Annotated in this window: 14 protein-coding genes; 5 read left to right on the forward strand and 9 right to left on the reverse strand. The window is 60.8% G+C overall.

Annotation, left to right across the window (positions count from 1 at the left end; all coding sequences use genetic code 11):
* Positions 1-58 precede the first annotated feature (58 nt).
* Positions 59-625, forward strand: coding sequence for a hypothetical protein (locus FJW04_RS23775; RefSeq protein WP_140717077.1), 567 nt, complete (start codon positions 59-61; stop codon positions 623-625).
* A gap of 172 nt (positions 626-797) precedes the next feature.
* Positions 798-1,874 (forward strand): Abi family protein, encoded by a 1,077-nt coding sequence (locus FJW04_RS23780; protein WP_246673985.1) that lies wholly within the window; start codon positions 798-800, stop codon positions 1,872-1,874.
* Here FJW04_RS23780 and FJW04_RS23785 read toward each other — a convergent pair.
* Positions 1,871-2,569 (reverse strand): SMC-Scp complex subunit ScpB, encoded by a 699-nt coding sequence (locus tag FJW04_RS23785; protein WP_140717079.1) that lies wholly within the window; start codon positions 2,567-2,569, stop codon positions 1,871-1,873. The two genes, FJW04_RS23780 and FJW04_RS23785, sit on opposite strands and share 4 nt — an antisense overlap.
* Before the next feature lie 2 nt (positions 2,570-2,571).
* A complete protein-coding gene (locus FJW04_RS23790; RefSeq protein WP_140717080.1) occupies positions 2,572-3,528 on the reverse strand; it encodes a DUF1403 family protein in 957 nt (318 codons plus the stop codon).
* A 126-nt stretch (positions 3,529-3,654) separates the two neighbouring features.
* On the opposite strand from FJW04_RS23790, the gene FJW04_RS23795 reads away from it, so the two are divergent.
* Complete coding sequence (locus FJW04_RS23795) at positions 3,655-4,872, forward strand: site-specific integrase (RefSeq protein WP_140717081.1); 1,218 nt, start codon at positions 3,655-3,657, stop codon at positions 4,870-4,872.
* Between the two features lie 103 nt (positions 4,873-4,975).
* Here the strand turns inward: FJW04_RS23795 and FJW04_RS23800 are convergent, their stop codons facing one another.
* The 6 genes from FJW04_RS23800 to FJW04_RS23825 all read right to left on the reverse strand — a co-directional run bounded on the left by FJW04_RS23800 (position 4,976) and on the right by FJW04_RS23825 (position 11,588).
* Positions 4,976-5,494 carry an RES family NAD+ phosphorylase gene (locus FJW04_RS23800; RefSeq protein ID WP_140663897.1) on the reverse strand — a complete coding sequence of 173 codons (519 nt, stop codon included), beginning with the start codon at positions 5,492-5,494 and terminating at the stop codon, positions 4,976-4,978.
* Positions 5,491-5,826, reverse strand: a complete 336-nt coding sequence (locus tag FJW04_RS23805; RefSeq protein WP_140664019.1) for an antitoxin Xre/MbcA/ParS toxin-binding domain-containing protein — start codon at positions 5,824-5,826, stop codon at positions 5,491-5,493. The genes FJW04_RS23800 and FJW04_RS23805 overlap by 4 nt, the downstream gene beginning before the upstream one ends.
* A 295-nt stretch (positions 5,827-6,121) precedes the next feature.
* Positions 6,122-7,462 (reverse strand): plasmid replication protein RepC, encoded by a 1,341-nt coding sequence (gene repC / locus FJW04_RS23810; protein WP_140717082.1) that lies wholly within the window; start codon positions 7,460-7,462, stop codon positions 6,122-6,124.
* Between the two features lie 156 nt (positions 7,463-7,618).
* Positions 7,619-8,584, reverse strand: a complete 966-nt coding sequence (gene repB, locus FJW04_RS23815; protein ID WP_140717083.1) for a plasmid partitioning protein RepB — start codon at positions 8,582-8,584, stop codon at positions 7,619-7,621.
* Between the two features lie 80 nt (positions 8,585-8,664).
* Positions 8,665-9,867 (reverse strand): plasmid partitioning protein RepA, encoded by a 1,203-nt coding sequence (gene repA, locus FJW04_RS23820; protein WP_140620207.1) that lies wholly within the window; start codon positions 9,865-9,867, stop codon positions 8,665-8,667.
* A gap of 773 nt (positions 9,868-10,640) precedes the next feature.
* Positions 10,641-11,588 carry an EamA family transporter gene (locus FJW04_RS23825; RefSeq protein ID WP_140717084.1) on the reverse strand — a complete coding sequence of 316 codons (948 nt, stop codon included), beginning with the start codon at positions 11,586-11,588 and terminating at the stop codon, positions 10,641-10,643.
* 42 nt (positions 11,589-11,630) lie between these two features.
* Between FJW04_RS23825 and FJW04_RS23830 the strand changes: the two genes are divergently transcribed.
* On the forward strand, positions 11,631-12,266 hold the full coding sequence (locus tag FJW04_RS23830) for an ABATE domain-containing protein (protein WP_246673987.1): 636 nt from the start codon (positions 11,631-11,633) through the stop codon (positions 12,264-12,266).
* Between the two features lie 179 nt (positions 12,267-12,445).
* Positions 12,446-13,039 (forward strand): SOS response-associated peptidase family protein, encoded by a 594-nt coding sequence (locus FJW04_RS23835; RefSeq protein ID WP_140717085.1) that lies wholly within the window; start codon positions 12,446-12,448, stop codon positions 13,037-13,039.
* Positions 13,040-13,705: 666 nt separating this feature from the next.
* Here the strand turns inward: FJW04_RS23835 and FJW04_RS23845 are convergent.
* Positions 13,706-13,927 (reverse strand): hypothetical protein, encoded by a 222-nt coding sequence (locus FJW04_RS23845; protein ID WP_140717086.1) that lies wholly within the window; start codon positions 13,925-13,927, stop codon positions 13,706-13,708.
* Positions 13,928-14,112: the final 185 nt, after the last annotated feature.

Consider the following 14,112-nt stretch of genomic DNA (forward strand, 5'->3'; position numbering starts at 1 on the left):
GATTGACCGTAGTATGCTTACGGCATATATCTGCCGTAAACGCACTACGGAGATTTGCGTGGCGGACAAAACGGTCACTGCGCGAATAAAGCGGCAGCGCGAATTGCGTTCCGCCGAAGGTTGGCAAAAGGTGACCGTGTGGGTACCGACTTCAGCGGATGCCGAAGACGTACGGAAACTCGCCGCTGAGCGCCGGTCCAAGGCCGAGGCGCTAGCGGGACTCAGCGAAGAGGTGCCCAAAGTGAGTATCGAGACTACCGAACGAATTGCCAGGGCTATCGCCGAGCAGGGGTCCAAGGCATACACGACACCATCAGGCGCGGTTCTGGAGTTGATGAGCCAGCTTGCCGGCGAGGGCGATCTTGAAAGCTTTTCGCTGGCCTTCGCCATCATAGCGCGTGCGAAGCCCGCCAATGCAATCTACATCGCCGAGCGTGTCCCTGCCAAGATCAGCGAATTTCTGTGCCGCCATCGGGGTATTAATGGCGGTGATCTGGGCAAGTGGCAGATATCGAACCCCGAGTGGTCCGACAATCTTAAGGCGGCGGTTCGCGACCCGGCGCGGTTTCCACGAGTCGTCGAGGCAATGGCAGAGGCGGTCAGGCGCACCAAAAACAGACAATAGGTGGCAAGGCCTCGGAGATAACTGCCCGCAGCTTAGCTGCCTTGAAACTGCAGGCTAAAATTGAAACACCAGGTGAGGGCTGGCCTGACCTGGTGCACAAAGATCGGTGTCGAAGGCGCATGGCAAGCCAGTGGGGCCTGTTCGACTGCTTGGGAGTGGTTATCTACGCATTATGGCAGAAAGTCAAGTTCCATATCCTTACCTGCCTCCGCAACTGCAGGCTATCCGCGCGTCGATCTCTGAACCACGCTTCGCGACATACCTCACCAAGGGCGGCAATCACGAGGAATATGCGATGGCGCTGTACCTGTACAATGCGCGCGTCGCCAAGGCGTTCCTCTACCCTCTGAATGTGGCGGAAGTAACCCTTCGGAACGCCGTTGACGGCATTCTCGTCGCGAAGTTCGGATCCACCTGGCACCAGGATGCGACCTTTCGGGAACAAACGTTGTCGGCCGACGGCCTCGCAACGCTGGACAAGGCGATACAAAGGGCTGGCGCGAACGCAGCTCGGAATCAAGTGATCGCGACGCTGACATTCGACTTCTGGTCGAACCTATTTCGCTCCGAATACGGGGCTTTGTGGCGCACAACCGTCAACATTGCTTTTCCGCACCTCAAGCATGGCGAATCGCGCCAGGAGATTCAGAATCTCGTCAGGCCCATCAATGCGTTCCGAAACAGGGTCGCTCATCACGAGCCGGTTTTGGACATGAACGTAACCGACATCCACGCCAAGATCGTGCGTTTGGTCGAGCTGAGATGTGCAGAAACGGCGGCGTGGATGAAACACCACTCCACACTCGGCGCTGTCGTGAGGTCGCGCCCTCGCAGAGATGGTTCTGCGACAAATACTCTTGCCTCTAAGCTGGATGCGGCGTTCGTGCCGGTTACGCCGGAAACGGGTCTCAGTGAACTGATAGACCTTGTCGAGGAAAAGCCCCAACCGATCCTATGTCTTGACGAAGATGGGCGTCCAACGGCGGCGTTCACAGTTCTCGACGCGATCCGCTTCATTTCGCAGCGTGCAAAGGATCTGGATGGATTGATCGCACTTCATGACCACAGGGTCGCTGACTTGATCGCCGCCACCAATGTGACGGGTCGATGGGTGCAGATGGACGAAGCCAGCCCAGTAGCCCTGGCGGTGAAGGAGCTTCAGAAACCTCGCATTCAGATTCTGGTGGGCATCGATGGCGCTACGGGCAAAGCAACCGGAGCGATTCTGCGTGCTCATCGACGCTACTAGTCGACAATGTCCGAGCCAACATCCTCTTCGACCATGCTGGCAAACCCATGCGCAAGATCCCCGGCCAGCAGCTTCTCCTTCGACAGCAGCCCAGCATCCTCGAGCGCCTCGAAATCCGGCAGCTGGCGCAGCGTGTCGAGCCCGAACTGCGACAGGAACGTTTTCGTCGTCACATAGGTGTAGGGCGCGCCCGGCTGCGGGCTGCGCGGCCCCGAGGCGATGAGGTCCTGCCCGCGCAGAACGGCGATCAGGTCGCGCGACACCTCCTTGCCGAAAAAGGAAGACAGCTCGCCGCGCGTGATCGGCTGGAAATAGGCAATGCACATCAGCACGAGCGCCTCCGCCTGAGTCAGCTCTTTTGCCCCCTCGCCCGTTGCGCTGCCAAAGGCGGAGCGGATGACGTCGGCAAAAACCTTCTTGGTCCGGTGCTGCCAGCCGCCAGCGACCGACACCAACTCGTAGGGGCGGCCGGCGAGCTCGGCGCGAATGTCGTCGATGACCAGGTCGAGATTGCAGCTTTTGCCGACGACGCGCGCCAGCACCTCGCGCGGCACCGGCTCATTTGCCGCAAAGATCACCGCCTCCACCCGGCCCATCCACTCGCGCCAGCGCAATTCCGGCGGCAGGTGGTCCAATTCGGTATCGAGCAGCGCCGGCTGGTCGTTCGGCTTGCGGCGGGCAGCGGCTTCGCTCATCGCTAGAGCCCAAACAGCCGAAAGGTTTGGCGGCCCGACAGCTCGCGCACGGCATCCAATTGCTGCAGCCGGTCGAACAGGCGTCGCGCCGCAAAACGCGACAGGGTTTTGGTTGTCAGCGATCCGGAAACGGCGTCCTCGTTGAGCAGCAAAAAAATCACGTCGCCGGCGCCTTTCGCGCGCAGCTTTGGTGCTACCGCCAGGAGCTTTTCGGCGCGGCGCGACAGCTCGGCGGCGAGCCGGCAGGCGTCGGTCGCCGCCTGCGCCAGCGCCACGCAAACCGCGCGCTCGTATCCTTGTTCCTCGAGCCGGACGCGCTTACCGACGCCGCCCGCGGCGCGGAGGGCCGGAGCAAAAACCTGCGCCATCAGCAGCGGCAGTGGCCGCGGCCAGCGGAGGCTTTGCGCCAGCACAAGGTCGGCGAGCCACCAGGCAAAAATCTCGGAGTCGGGCCGCATGGCGATCACGTGTCCGGCGATTGCCGCCGCGGCGAACGGGGCCGGTCGCGGCGACCTCGCTGCTTCGTCGATCGCCGGGCAGAGGTCAGCGAGAGAGGCGCCGTCCCAATGGAGTCCAAGCTGGTCGACGATCTTTTCGAGCCGATCGGAGTCGGCGACAGGCGGCTGGACGGACAACCGCCGCCAGGCGGCGAAGATCGCGCCGGCGGGACCAGGATCGGCACCGGCCGAGCGCAGGTACCAGGCGTCGCGCAAGGCGGCCCCGTCCTCTGAACGGCCGGCGAGCCGCATGCTGGCGACGGCGCATTTGAGCGCCAGTCGCTGGCGCCAGGCGCCGGCCCAGGCAGGCTGCGCCTGGGCAAGGCTGTCGAGCGCACTCAGGGCGGCGCCGGCCTGGAAGGCGGCGTCGGCGTCGCTCGGCGCGCCGCCGGCGGCGAGCGCCCAGGCCGGCACGGCCCGCGGGGCGGTGGGACTGGCGGTCGTGGGATCGAGACGAATCATGGCTTTTGAGGGTAAAGCGCGCGTGCGCTTTTCGCCATGATTTTCGCGTCAAAACGCACAGCCTGTCGGAAGGATAAAACGAATGATAATGTTGCCTTATCGTTCGTTTTGCTCTCTATAGAGCGAATGGCCTCTCTCGTCGATCAAAACCCCGAAAATCACGTCGCGCCACCCTCCGCACCGTCCCACAGCACGGCAGCGCAGGACGATGTTTCGTCCGCGAGGCTGTCGGTGGAGCCCGACGCGCCCCGCGCCGACGACTTGCCCGACATCATCGACGTCGTCCTGGCGATGGGGACAACGCCGGAAGAACCGCCGGCCGAAGCTCCCTCCCCTCTTCCGGACGTCGCCAATCCGCGCCTGCCGGCGCATCTCGAGGCGCTTGCTGGGCGCGCCCGTGACTATGTCGAGGCGGCGAGCTCGGCCAACACTCGCCGCGCCTACGCTGCAGACTGGAAGCACTTTGGCGCCTGGTGCCGCCGGCAATATTTTGACCCGATGCCGCCGGATCCGCAGATGGTCGGGCTCTACATCACGGCGCTGGCTTCTGGGTCTGGAGGGGATAAAAAAACCGTTGCGACGATTGAACGGCGTCTGTCCTCGCTGACCTGGAATTATGCCCAGCGCGGTCAGCCGCTGGACAGAAAAGACCGGCATATCGCCACTGTGCTGGCCGGCATTCGCAACAGCCACGCCAAGCCACCTGTGCAGAAGGAGGCCATTCTCCCCGAAGATCTCATTGCCATGCTGGAGACGCTCGATCGAGGCACGCTGCGCGGCTTGCGCGACCGCGCCATGCTGCTGCTTGGCTTTGCGGGCGGACTTCGCCGCTCGGAGATCGTCGGGCTCGACGTGGCCCGTGACCAGACCGAAGACGGTCGTGGCTGGATCGAATTCTTCCCTGGCAAAGGCGTCCTGGTCACGCTGCGCGGCAAGACCGGTTGGCGCGAAGTTGAGATTGGCCGCGGTTCGGCGGACGCCACCTGCCCTATCGTGGCCCTGGAGGCGTGGCTGAGACTGGCACGAATAGGCTATGGGCCGCTGTTTCGCCGTGTCACCGCCCAAGGCAAGGCGGTCGGCGCCGAGCGGCTCAACGACCAGGAGGTGGCACGGCTGGTCAAGCGCGCGGCACTTGCTGCCGGCGTGCGGGGTGATCTGCCGGAAGGCGAACGCGGCCAAAGGTTTTCGGGACATTCGCTGCGAGCCGGTCTGGCCTCCTCAGCCGAGGTCGACGAGCGCCATGTGCAAAAGCAGCTCGGCCACACCTCGGCTGAAATGACCCGCAAATACCAGCGCCGTCGCGATCGGTTCCGCGTCAATCTCACCAAAGGTAGTGGGTTGTAGCAGGAAAAGCGCCCTCCCCTGCCCCGAACCAGATGTCCAGAAAGACCAGATGACGATCTGGTTTGAGTTGGCGCCGCAAGCCGCCAAACTCGTTAAAGGGCCGTCATAGCCAGGATAGCTGGTCTTTCGGCAACCGTCCGCTCGGATCGAATACCGTCACCTTGTGCGGCAGATCTGGCCCCCAATCCCAAAGCACGAGATTGCAATCTTCTGCCTCGGCGCCCGGCGCAAAGCTTGGCACCAGAATGCCGGCAATGCCTCGAGAACGCAGGCGGTCATGGACATCCCATGAAGCCGGGCGTTCCCCGTTGCTGAGCGCCGTCGCCCAGGCGCACGACACCTCGTCGAGCGTGACGGACGCTTCTCCCCTCCCCTTCCCCGTTGTCAGGTCCACAATGGCCTCGCAATCAACCTCGTAGGAACACAGCACGCACGGATCGATCCGATGCGCGAAGCCCTGATTGGCTTCCTTGACCGCCGTCATGATGGTCAGGGCCAGGTAGAGTGCGGGCACACCTTTGGGATTAAAGCGCGCACCCCTGATCGCGGCTCCCTCACCGGAAGTCGGTTTGAAAGCCCAACGCGGATCATGTGCCCTGTAGCAGGTTCCAACGAACCTCAAGCAAAGCCGCCAAGCGCCATGTGATCGAGATAGTCACGAACGGCACCAGCCTTGCCCTCTTTCACGAGCGCTTCGGCGGTGCGCCCTCCGAATGCCGCAAGCGGCTGGGCTCGATACCACGCCATCGCCTGGTCCTTTCCCCCCGCCCAATCCGTCACGCGGCTGATGATCTCAAGCATCTCACGAAGTCGCCCCTGTGTTTTGGCGGCGCGGCTGCGCTCCAATCGATAAAGGGTCTCGCGAGCAAGGCCGGCCGTCTCGGCCAATTGGCCCTTGGACATTCCAAAGCCATCCGCCACCTGGTCGACAGCAATGTTCCCGGCCGGATCCATATAAAGCAAAACCAACGGTTCATTCGGGGCGATTTTTCTGAGTGCGTGGCCCACAGCTTACATCCTGTCATATCAGACGTCACAAATACTAGGCAAAACATAAGGCACTTTACCGTTAGCATCAAGTCTCGCAACCGAGGCGACCACCGACGAGGCTGTTGGATGGCCCGCTCGCGGCTGATCAAGAGCATTCCCCTGCCTCGACTTACGACGTGACAGCACGTGACCCAGTACACCGGCTAAACAGCTTGGCCTTGAGCGGGATTGATCAACGACCAGGCCCGTCCCTCCCCAATCAATCCCAGCCTTTCCGTTTCATGCTGAGCCGCAGTGCCTCGCTGATCTCAGCGGATCTTGGGCCGCTGGCCGGCCCATCCTGATGCGCGCTGTCCTTCCAGAGCGGCTTGCCGGCGTTCTGGCTGGTCTTTGCATCAAGCCTTGCACGCAGCAGCGCCATGACCATCGGCCACACCGAAAACTGGCCGTTGCGAGCCCGCTCCGTCAGGTTCCTGAGATAGCCGCCCCGACTGTTGATCTGGTCGGTTCGCTGCAGCATCGCAGCTATCGTGATAGCCGCGTTTTCAGGCCCCATCACCTGGACCGCCTCCTGCCATGCGCTGGGGCTGACCCCCATATGGGGCCGGGCAAGTTCGGCCGCCGCAACAAAGTCACGCCAGGATCGAATCTGGGCGCCGCGGCCCATGTTTAGGATTTCCGGACATGCGTCCAGCACCATTCCCAGAGGCAACTCCCGTTTGGGCAGGCTGTGAACATTGTTGTCGGACCCGGCACTGCCGCTCGCTTCTTTCTCGTTTTCCTGGCGATCTTCAGTTTCATCGTTAGAATGAGAGTCTGGGTTTGAATTCTGTATGTGGCGCTCGGAATGGGACTCATTGGCGTTCATATCTTGTGATTTAACGAATGTTTCCAGCAGCTGATGCACTTCGGCCCAGATGTCCTCCAACTCGTCGGCAACCGACTCCAGCAACTGGCGTGAGGCTGTCCGCGGCAATCGAGCGGCCGCCGCCTCATACCGCTTCTGAAACCGGCGCCAATCACACGGAACCTGTTCATTGAGCCCTGCATCGATCATCTTGACGATGTCGCGCCGGCAGATGGTGAGACGCTCCTTGACCAGCCTGTAGGCCTTCCGCTCGGCTTGCACGGCGGCCGCCAACTGCTTGAATTCCTCGGCACGAGCCACGATTGGCGCAAGGTCGAAGCCATAGGCCTGCTCGATCTGCCCGCCCTCCCCCTTGCGAGCAAAGCGTTTGCCATTCGGGCTGTCACGACGGATCACCAAGCCACACGTCACAAGGACGGACAGGTGGCGCCTAAGCGTCGCCGGCGACATGCCGTTGGCACGCCGGATCAGCTGCTCATTGGAGGGGAACACGACCAGGCCCCCCTCCCCGGAAAGATCGTCCTCGCGGTGAAACGACAGCAGCGCATTGAGGATCGCCAGCGAACGATCGGTCGCGCCTATGGCGTCCCTGGCCTCTGTGATGTCTCGAAAGGCCTGCCATTTGGGCACAGCCGCCGTTCGGTCGATCGCCTTTGCACCTGCCTGGCTTGCCATCTGAGCAAGCGTCAGTGGCCGCCGCCCAAATGGCGTCGTTGAGATATGCGTAACCATTTTCCCTTTGCCTCTAGTCAGACAAAAGAAATCTGCTCGCCAAACGACGCCTAATAGCACTTGACAGTGATTCGCGGATTTGCGATTCTCGGCTTGCTACAGACCTGAGAAGGGCTTCCGTGACGGTGACGTTCGGGGGCCTTTTTCTTTTGCGGTTCAGTCTCCTGTTGTCTTCCTGGATTCCGTCTCTCGGAACGCCTCGAACAGTTCCTCGAGCCTGCCGGTAATGAAAGCACCGAACGCCGATGCCTCTCTGGATTTAAAAGCCAGGGTGAAAACCTTCCCGGTATCGGTGATCCTTGCCTTTACGGAATTGTCTTTTGTCGCCCAGGCCCTTTCCACGGCCCTCGTCGGCGTCGATTTCGCACCGTGGACGGTTGCCGCCAGCAGTTCATAAAGGGCCTGGAACCGCGCATCGCTGCCGGCTTGCTGGAACTGGGCGGACTGGACATGCGCCTGCGCCCTGGCGGCATTGGCCGGATGCTCCATGAGCTTGGCCAACTGCCACCAGCGGTCACGGCCGATCCCCTTGGCCGCCCCGATGGCCATGATGACGGATTCGGAGACGTTGCTCGACACGGACCGCATCTTGGAGAAGGTCGTATCGTCGAGCGTCAAGGCCGATTTAACGATATCGGCCGAATAGCCCTGCTTGAGCAGGCGCTCGGCAAACAGCGTCCGCTCGACAAAGGACAGGTTGGCGCGAGCCGCATTCTCCTGGCCCTGGGCGACGACGTGATCGCGATCGTCCATTTGCTTGACAACGGCTCGCACTGGGCGCCCCAACGCACGTGCGACCCTGACGCGCCGATGCCCGAACACTGTCTGGTAGCGCCCGGGGGAAGCCGGATGCGGCCTGACCAGAATGGGCGAATCCTGTCCGCGCTCCTGGATCGCCCGCGCCAACTCGGAGAATTCCTGCTCATCCTCGCCAATCCGGTCCGACACAAACGAGGTGTCCACCAGCTCTGGGTCGAGATCGACAACCGAGCTTTTCGACAGCTCTTCAAAGGACTGCATGATGGATCGCGACGCGCCGCGAACAGCGTAGCTCGACACATCCCTGGTCTGCTCCACCGCAGCGGACCCCATCACGCTATCGAAAATGTCCTTGCGCGCCATTCAGCCCCTCCTCAAATCAGCTACTAGTCTGATTTTGTGGACAAAAATCTGCGTTTTTACTGCAGTAAAATTCATCGCCATCACGCCCTCCCCCACGCGCGATGGACGAGCGAGACGATTTCGGAATTGACCGCATCAAGCGATTCCATCGCCCGATCGTAGGTCGTGCGCGTGAACGAAGATTTCTCGACCTCGTAGAGCGTCTGCTTGGTCAGCCCGGCGTCCGATATGGCAGTCGACTTCAGCATCGGATGCTCAAGGATCTGGCCGGCCAGCATCGATTGCATGAAGCCTACCATCTGGGCCTGCGGAATGTCGGTGGGCTCGTAACGGGTGATCAGATACCTGAACCAGTCGAGTTGGATCTCGGCTCCGGCTCCCTTGATGGTTTTTAGGATGCCGCCGAGCATCAGCAGAAACTGGCTCATGGACATGAGATCGAGCATTTGCGGATGAACCGTAATCAGCACCGACGTCGCTGCCGACATGGCGGTCAAGGTCAGATAGCCGAGCTGCGGAGGACAGTCGACGACGACGACGTCATAGCGATCGTCGACGTCGCTCAAGGCCCTGGCTATGCGCAAGAAGAACTGGCGGCCGGCATTGGATGATTTGTCCTGCATTGCCAACGGCGTATCGTACTCATACTCCTGAAGTTCGAGATTTGCAGGAACAATGTCGAGGCCGGGGAAATTCGTCGGGACGATGACGTCGGCTATGGACCTACGCTCCGCATCATAGCGGATCGCCTCATAGAGCGAGAGGTTCCGGTCGAGTTCCGGCTGGAAGCCGTGGAGTGCCGACAAAGACGCTTGCGGATCGAGATCGATGGCAAGCACGCGATGGCCGGTAAGTGCCAGGTGCTGGGCGAGGTGAGCCGCGGTCGTGGTCTTACCGCTTCCTCCCTTGAAATTGACCACCGCGATGACCTGCAGCTTATCTCCAGGCTTGCGGTGCGGGACGTATTTCTTAACCTCCGTCCTGCCATGCTGGTCGAGGAAATGGCGAAGCTCCAGCATCTGGTCCGCCGTATAAGAGCGTCGACCCGACTGCGCTTGTTCGGGCAGGGGCCCCTTGCCTTCGAGATGGAGGCGCTTCAGATTGTTTTGCGACACACCAAGATAGTGCGCTACCTCGGCCATGGAGAAGGTGCGCAGGGTCTTCGTGGCGTTCGGAGGAAACTTCTCCATGCGCAGCTGATTGAGCCGACGCGATATCTCCGCCCCGTGCTCGAGGATCTTGTCGTCAAACTCAAAGCTGGGCAACCGCATCGCGATGTTCATACTTCCGGAAACCTGAATTGGCGCTTTTTGGTGGGAAACAGACCAACAACCGCCATTAAGCTCCGATTCGCCATCCCGAGCAAGAGCTTTTGGGTTAACAGGAGGTTAACGGCCCGAGCGGTCAACACGCCGGTAAAAACGTCTGCTGGAGAGAGCTACCACGCTGTTTCGATTTAGGTTTTTGTGGAAATTTACTGCAGTAAAGTACAAACAGTAAAGTTGCCACCACTGTCGCTGCAGCGGCGGGAAAACGGGAGTCATTCGACCCCGGGGGCGAGATATCTGTGCATGGGGCCGGGGCCTTGGTGTCAGTCAGCCGCACCCATGACCTGGCGGCCAGGCGTGTTGATCAGCAGCAGCCCTGCAAGTTCACGGCTGACTGGCCCAAGCGCCTGGCATAACGCAGCGCGAACGCGTGCCGGACGGCCATTCTATGCCAGGCGCGCCGCTGGCGACAAGCGGCTGCTGCCAGGGCGACGGCTGCTGAGACGGTCATGAGCGCCAGCCCCGCCGTGTCATAAGCCAGCGCATCGCGCAGGTTAAATTGCGTTGTAGTGACCAAATGCGATTACCGGCTCGTAGACGATATAGGACCTGGTGATGGCTTCCTTGTGCCTCCTTAACCCTGTCATCTGCGATGCCCAGGACAAGCTGTTGCTGCTCGAGTCATTGGCCTCATCCAGGGCCTCTGGCCCGCGTTCGCGTTCTCGGCTCTGAGCAGCCAGCTTACAAGACACTGGCGCTGTGATGCCGAGCCTCAATCGGAAGAGCCGCTAGTCGACGGCATATTCGGTCCGGGCATTGTTTGGTCTCCTCGAGCGTCGAGCGGAGCTTGTGAAAAGCAGGCCGCTCACGGAAAGGATCACGAGGAGCGCGCCACTCGCCATCCATATCGACGGAACCTCCGCAAGAAAGGCCCAGCCGAGCAACACAGCGATGATGGGGTTGACGAAGGTATAGGTCGCTACGAAGGTCGGCGTGACTTTGCGGAGCAGCCAGATGTAGGCGGCAAAGGCGATCACCGTTCCGGCAACGGTGAGGTATGCCCACCCAGCGACCGACAACGCCGTGATCGAGGAGGGGTGAACAAGGCTCACTTCGCCCTTGGCGGCACCGACAACCGCCAAGGCAGCGGCGCCAGCCCACAATTCGATGATAAACATCACCAATGGGCTGCTGGACGTTGGGGACTGTTCGGATACCACCGTTCCGACGCTCCAGGACAGGGACGCGCCAAGCAGCAAGAAAATGTCGATGAAGTGCACCGCCCCGATTCCGCCACCGCCTTCTTCCCAGGCTATCAGCGCAACGCCAACGACACCGGGGACGAGAAAGGTCAGTGACAAGGGGCTTGGCCGATCGGGACGTCGGAGGCCTGTCTGAAGCGCCGCAATCCACAAAGGAATGGTCGCCAGCATGATTGCGGCCAGGCCTGTTGGAACACGCTGCTGAACGTTGGCAAGGATGCCGTGGCATCCGACGAAGAAAAGTAATCCGCATATGACGCCGTATAGCAGGGACCTCCTTGACGGAGGCTTCGCACCGGATGCTGCGGCAAAGATGAAAAGGATCAGACCACCGACCAGGCAGCGCGCCGCGATCAGCAGGAATGGCGGCAGTGATTGCAGGGCCAGCGCCAAGGCCAGGTAAGTCGAGCCCCAGATGAAGTAGATGGCGCCGAAGGCAGCTATCAGGAGAAAGCTTGCGCTGGGGAGCTTCATAGGCGTAAAACCTCTTATGAGGTTAGAATTCGGAGATCGCGCTTGGGTTCCCCGCACAACCTGAAAAAGCGGCAGCCGACCGATGTCGCGAAGGAGGATCTAGCGATCCGCTTTGTCAACACGGTCGCCTGGCGCCTGCGGCAAGCCACTGAGGAGCGGCTTCCCACGCCCGCGGCACTGCTGGATTGGCTTGATGAAAACGGCGTGCGCATTTCCAACGATTCTGCTGAACTCACGCGGGGGAGGGGAGGGCACTTTCAAGGGGCCCAAACCGCATATGCAAGCGCCATAGCGCTGCGCGAGACGATCTATGCACTCCTGGTGGCACAGATCAGAAATGTCAGTCCCGTTGCCGACCACGTCCAGGCATTCAATCGTTTTCTGCATCACAGGCCAGCCGCTTTGCTGGAATGGCGTGCCGGGAAATTCGGCTGGAACGGCTCGCATCCAAATGAACTCGATTTTTGCACGCCGATCGCCATCTCCGCGGCTGAACTCATGACCGGCCCGCGGGCAGGACGGGTCAAGCAATGTGCCGACGATCGCGGCTGCGGCTGGTTGTTCATCGATGAGAGCCGGGCGCAAAACCGTCGTTGGTGTTCCATGGGAGACTGCGGCAACCGCGCCAAGGCGTCGCGCCATTATGCCAGGATCCGCGAGACCCGAACCGGGAACTGACGCCATGGCAGCCATCCACAGATGTTGCTGTAAAAGCAGGTGGCCCTGAGTCACGCCTATCATAGCGTCAACTGTAGCGGGCCTTTTCGCCACAGTTCAGTGACAGGATACCAGCTGGCATCGGGTTTGCCGGAGGGGTGTAGGGTCGTATCCTAATCGCGCAAGCTGGATCAGACACTATGTGCAACGACTACGAGCAACACATTCTGTGGGCTGAATACTGCAAGATGATGCAGAGGCTCGAACTCGGGATGCCTACCGGGCAGAGCGAAGGCGATCTGCCCGAGGCCGACGACATCAAGATCAACGATGTCGGCCCGGTGATGCGCGCCGCGGGCAATGGCATCGAACTGGTGCCTATGAACTTTGGCTTCCCGCCATCGAGCCCGCGCGGCGGACCGGTTTTCAATTTCCGCTCCGAAGGCCGAAGCTTTGCCAATAGCAACCGCTGCCTCATTCCGGCCTCGGCATTCTTCGAGTTCACGGGCAAGAAATATCCGAAGGCCAAACATCGCTTCACAATGAATGATGAGCCGTTCATGGCGATCGCCGGCATCTGGCGGGAAGGGCAGGGCGGAGCGCCAGCGGCCTTCACGATGCTGACAACCGGTCCCGGACCAGACGTTGGGCCCTATCACGACCGGCAGATCGTCGTGTTGAGCCCGCATGACTGGGCGCACTGGATCTACCTTACCAAGACCGAAGCGGAGCTGCTTCAACCGTCGCCTGCAGGCACACTGCATGTTGAAACGGTTCGGCCAGGAAGCGACTGATGAGCGCTGCTGGCGGGGCCCAGATTGAAGCTCCTGCTGTTCGGTGACAGGCCCACGACTGCGTACAGGCGCGGCGTCAGCCAGCCTGGTTGGCGGTGGCATTTTCTTTCCAGCCGTGGCGCAGACCAGCCCGGCCAATGCCGGAGAGCACGGCGACCGACAGCTACACCACGTTCGGGACACGATCCAGCCAGCGTGCATCGGCGGGCCTGATCGTCACGGAGGCGACGCAAATGTCGCCTATGGAAAAGGGTAGCAGATCGCGCGCTCAAAGCCCGTCGTCGTTGCGTTTCTTTCCCTTGCCTGCAAAACAGCTTCTGGGGGCGAATCCGGTTACCTGGGTCTCGAACCCGCACTAGAGGGAACATTCTGCCTGACAGTAAAATTGTTTAGCGATACCAGAAATGTCGTGCGGAACGATGAACAGACGATCTGCTTGGCGGATTGGAGCCATCGGCATCGGGGGACATTGAGTCGCCGGGTCTGAGATAAAGCGCATTGGTATTCGAGGAAACCTGATGTACCAAGAAACAACATATTGCTCAACCTGGCCTTTGGCGTTTCCTTGGCACTTGTGCTTAGCGTCATTGAGTGCAGCCCTAAAGTAAGTTCAGCATCGCTATGTCCGCAGACGAGACCAAAAGAGCCAAAGTCGAACGCCTGATATCATCCGTACCGAAGCACGAATTCGAGTTTCTGATGAAGCTCGGAAAGCTCAGCAGGCAAGAAGCGCAGGCGCTCGTCGAGAAGCACAATGGCGATCGCGCCCGGATATATGCTGACTTGGCGGCCAAAAGAACATTCAGATGGTAGGGACACATTGCCTGCGAGTTCCTCTAAGTCGAGCACGACGCCGACCCTGGGACGGCAATCTTGCGCCATCCCCATTCTCTCTACTCCAGCGTCGCTATATGGCGGTATGACGGCACCATCTAACGCATGACGAAAGGGCTAGGGCCGCCGACGAGCCCTGCCGACCTCCCGCTCCGGACGGCTCCAGCTCGCTGCCGCGACGGGAGGGATCGTGCTGTATCGAGTCGCCGCAGTCGGCATTCCCGGCGCTGCTCTAGCAT

Source organism: Mesorhizobium sp. B2-7-3, from assembly GCF_006440715.1.
GTDB classification, from domain to species: Bacteria; Pseudomonadota; Alphaproteobacteria; order Rhizobiales; family Rhizobiaceae; genus Mesorhizobium; species Mesorhizobium australicum.

What these genes read in the sequence shown, in the direction of transcription:
- FJW04_RS23780 (WP_246673985.1), top strand. Translation starts at nt 798, where the DNA reads ATGGCAGAAAGTCAAGTTCCATATCCTTACCTGCCTCCGCAACTGCAG.
- FJW04_RS23785 (WP_140717079.1), bottom strand. Translation starts at nt 2,569, where the DNA reads ATGAGCGAAGCCGCTGCCCGCCGCAAGCCGAACGACCAGCCGGCGCTG.
- FJW04_RS23790 (WP_140717080.1), bottom strand. Translation starts at nt 3,528, where the DNA reads ATGATTCGTCTCGATCCCACGACCGCCAGTCCCACCGCCCCGCGGGCC.
- FJW04_RS23795 (WP_140717081.1), top strand. Translation starts at nt 3,655, where the DNA reads ATGGCCTCTCTCGTCGATCAAAACCCCGAAAATCACGTCGCGCCACCC.
- FJW04_RS23805 (WP_140664019.1), bottom strand. Translation starts at nt 5,826, where the DNA reads ATGGATCCGGCCGGGAACATTGCTGTCGACCAGGTGGCGGATGGCTTT.
- repC (WP_140717082.1), bottom strand. Translation starts at nt 7,462, where the DNA reads ATGGTTACGCATATCTCAACGACGCCATTTGGGCGGCGGCCACTGACG.
- repB (WP_140717083.1), bottom strand. Translation starts at nt 8,584, where the DNA reads ATGGCGCGCAAGGACATTTTCGATAGCGTGATGGGGTCCGCTGCGGTG.
- repA (WP_140620207.1), bottom strand. Translation starts at nt 9,867, where the DNA reads ATGAACATCGCGATGCGGTTGCCCAGCTTTGAGTTTGACGACAAGATC.
- FJW04_RS23825 (WP_140717084.1), bottom strand. Translation starts at nt 11,588, where the DNA reads ATGAAGCTCCCCAGCGCAAGCTTTCTCCTGATAGCTGCCTTCGGCGCC.
- FJW04_RS23835 (WP_140717085.1), top strand. Translation starts at nt 12,446, where the DNA reads ATGTGCAACGACTACGAGCAACACATTCTGTGGGCTGAATACTGCAAG.
- FJW04_RS23845 (WP_140717086.1), bottom strand. Translation starts at nt 13,927, where the DNA reads ATGGGGATGGCGCAAGATTGCCGTCCCAGGGTCGGCGTCGTGCTCGAC.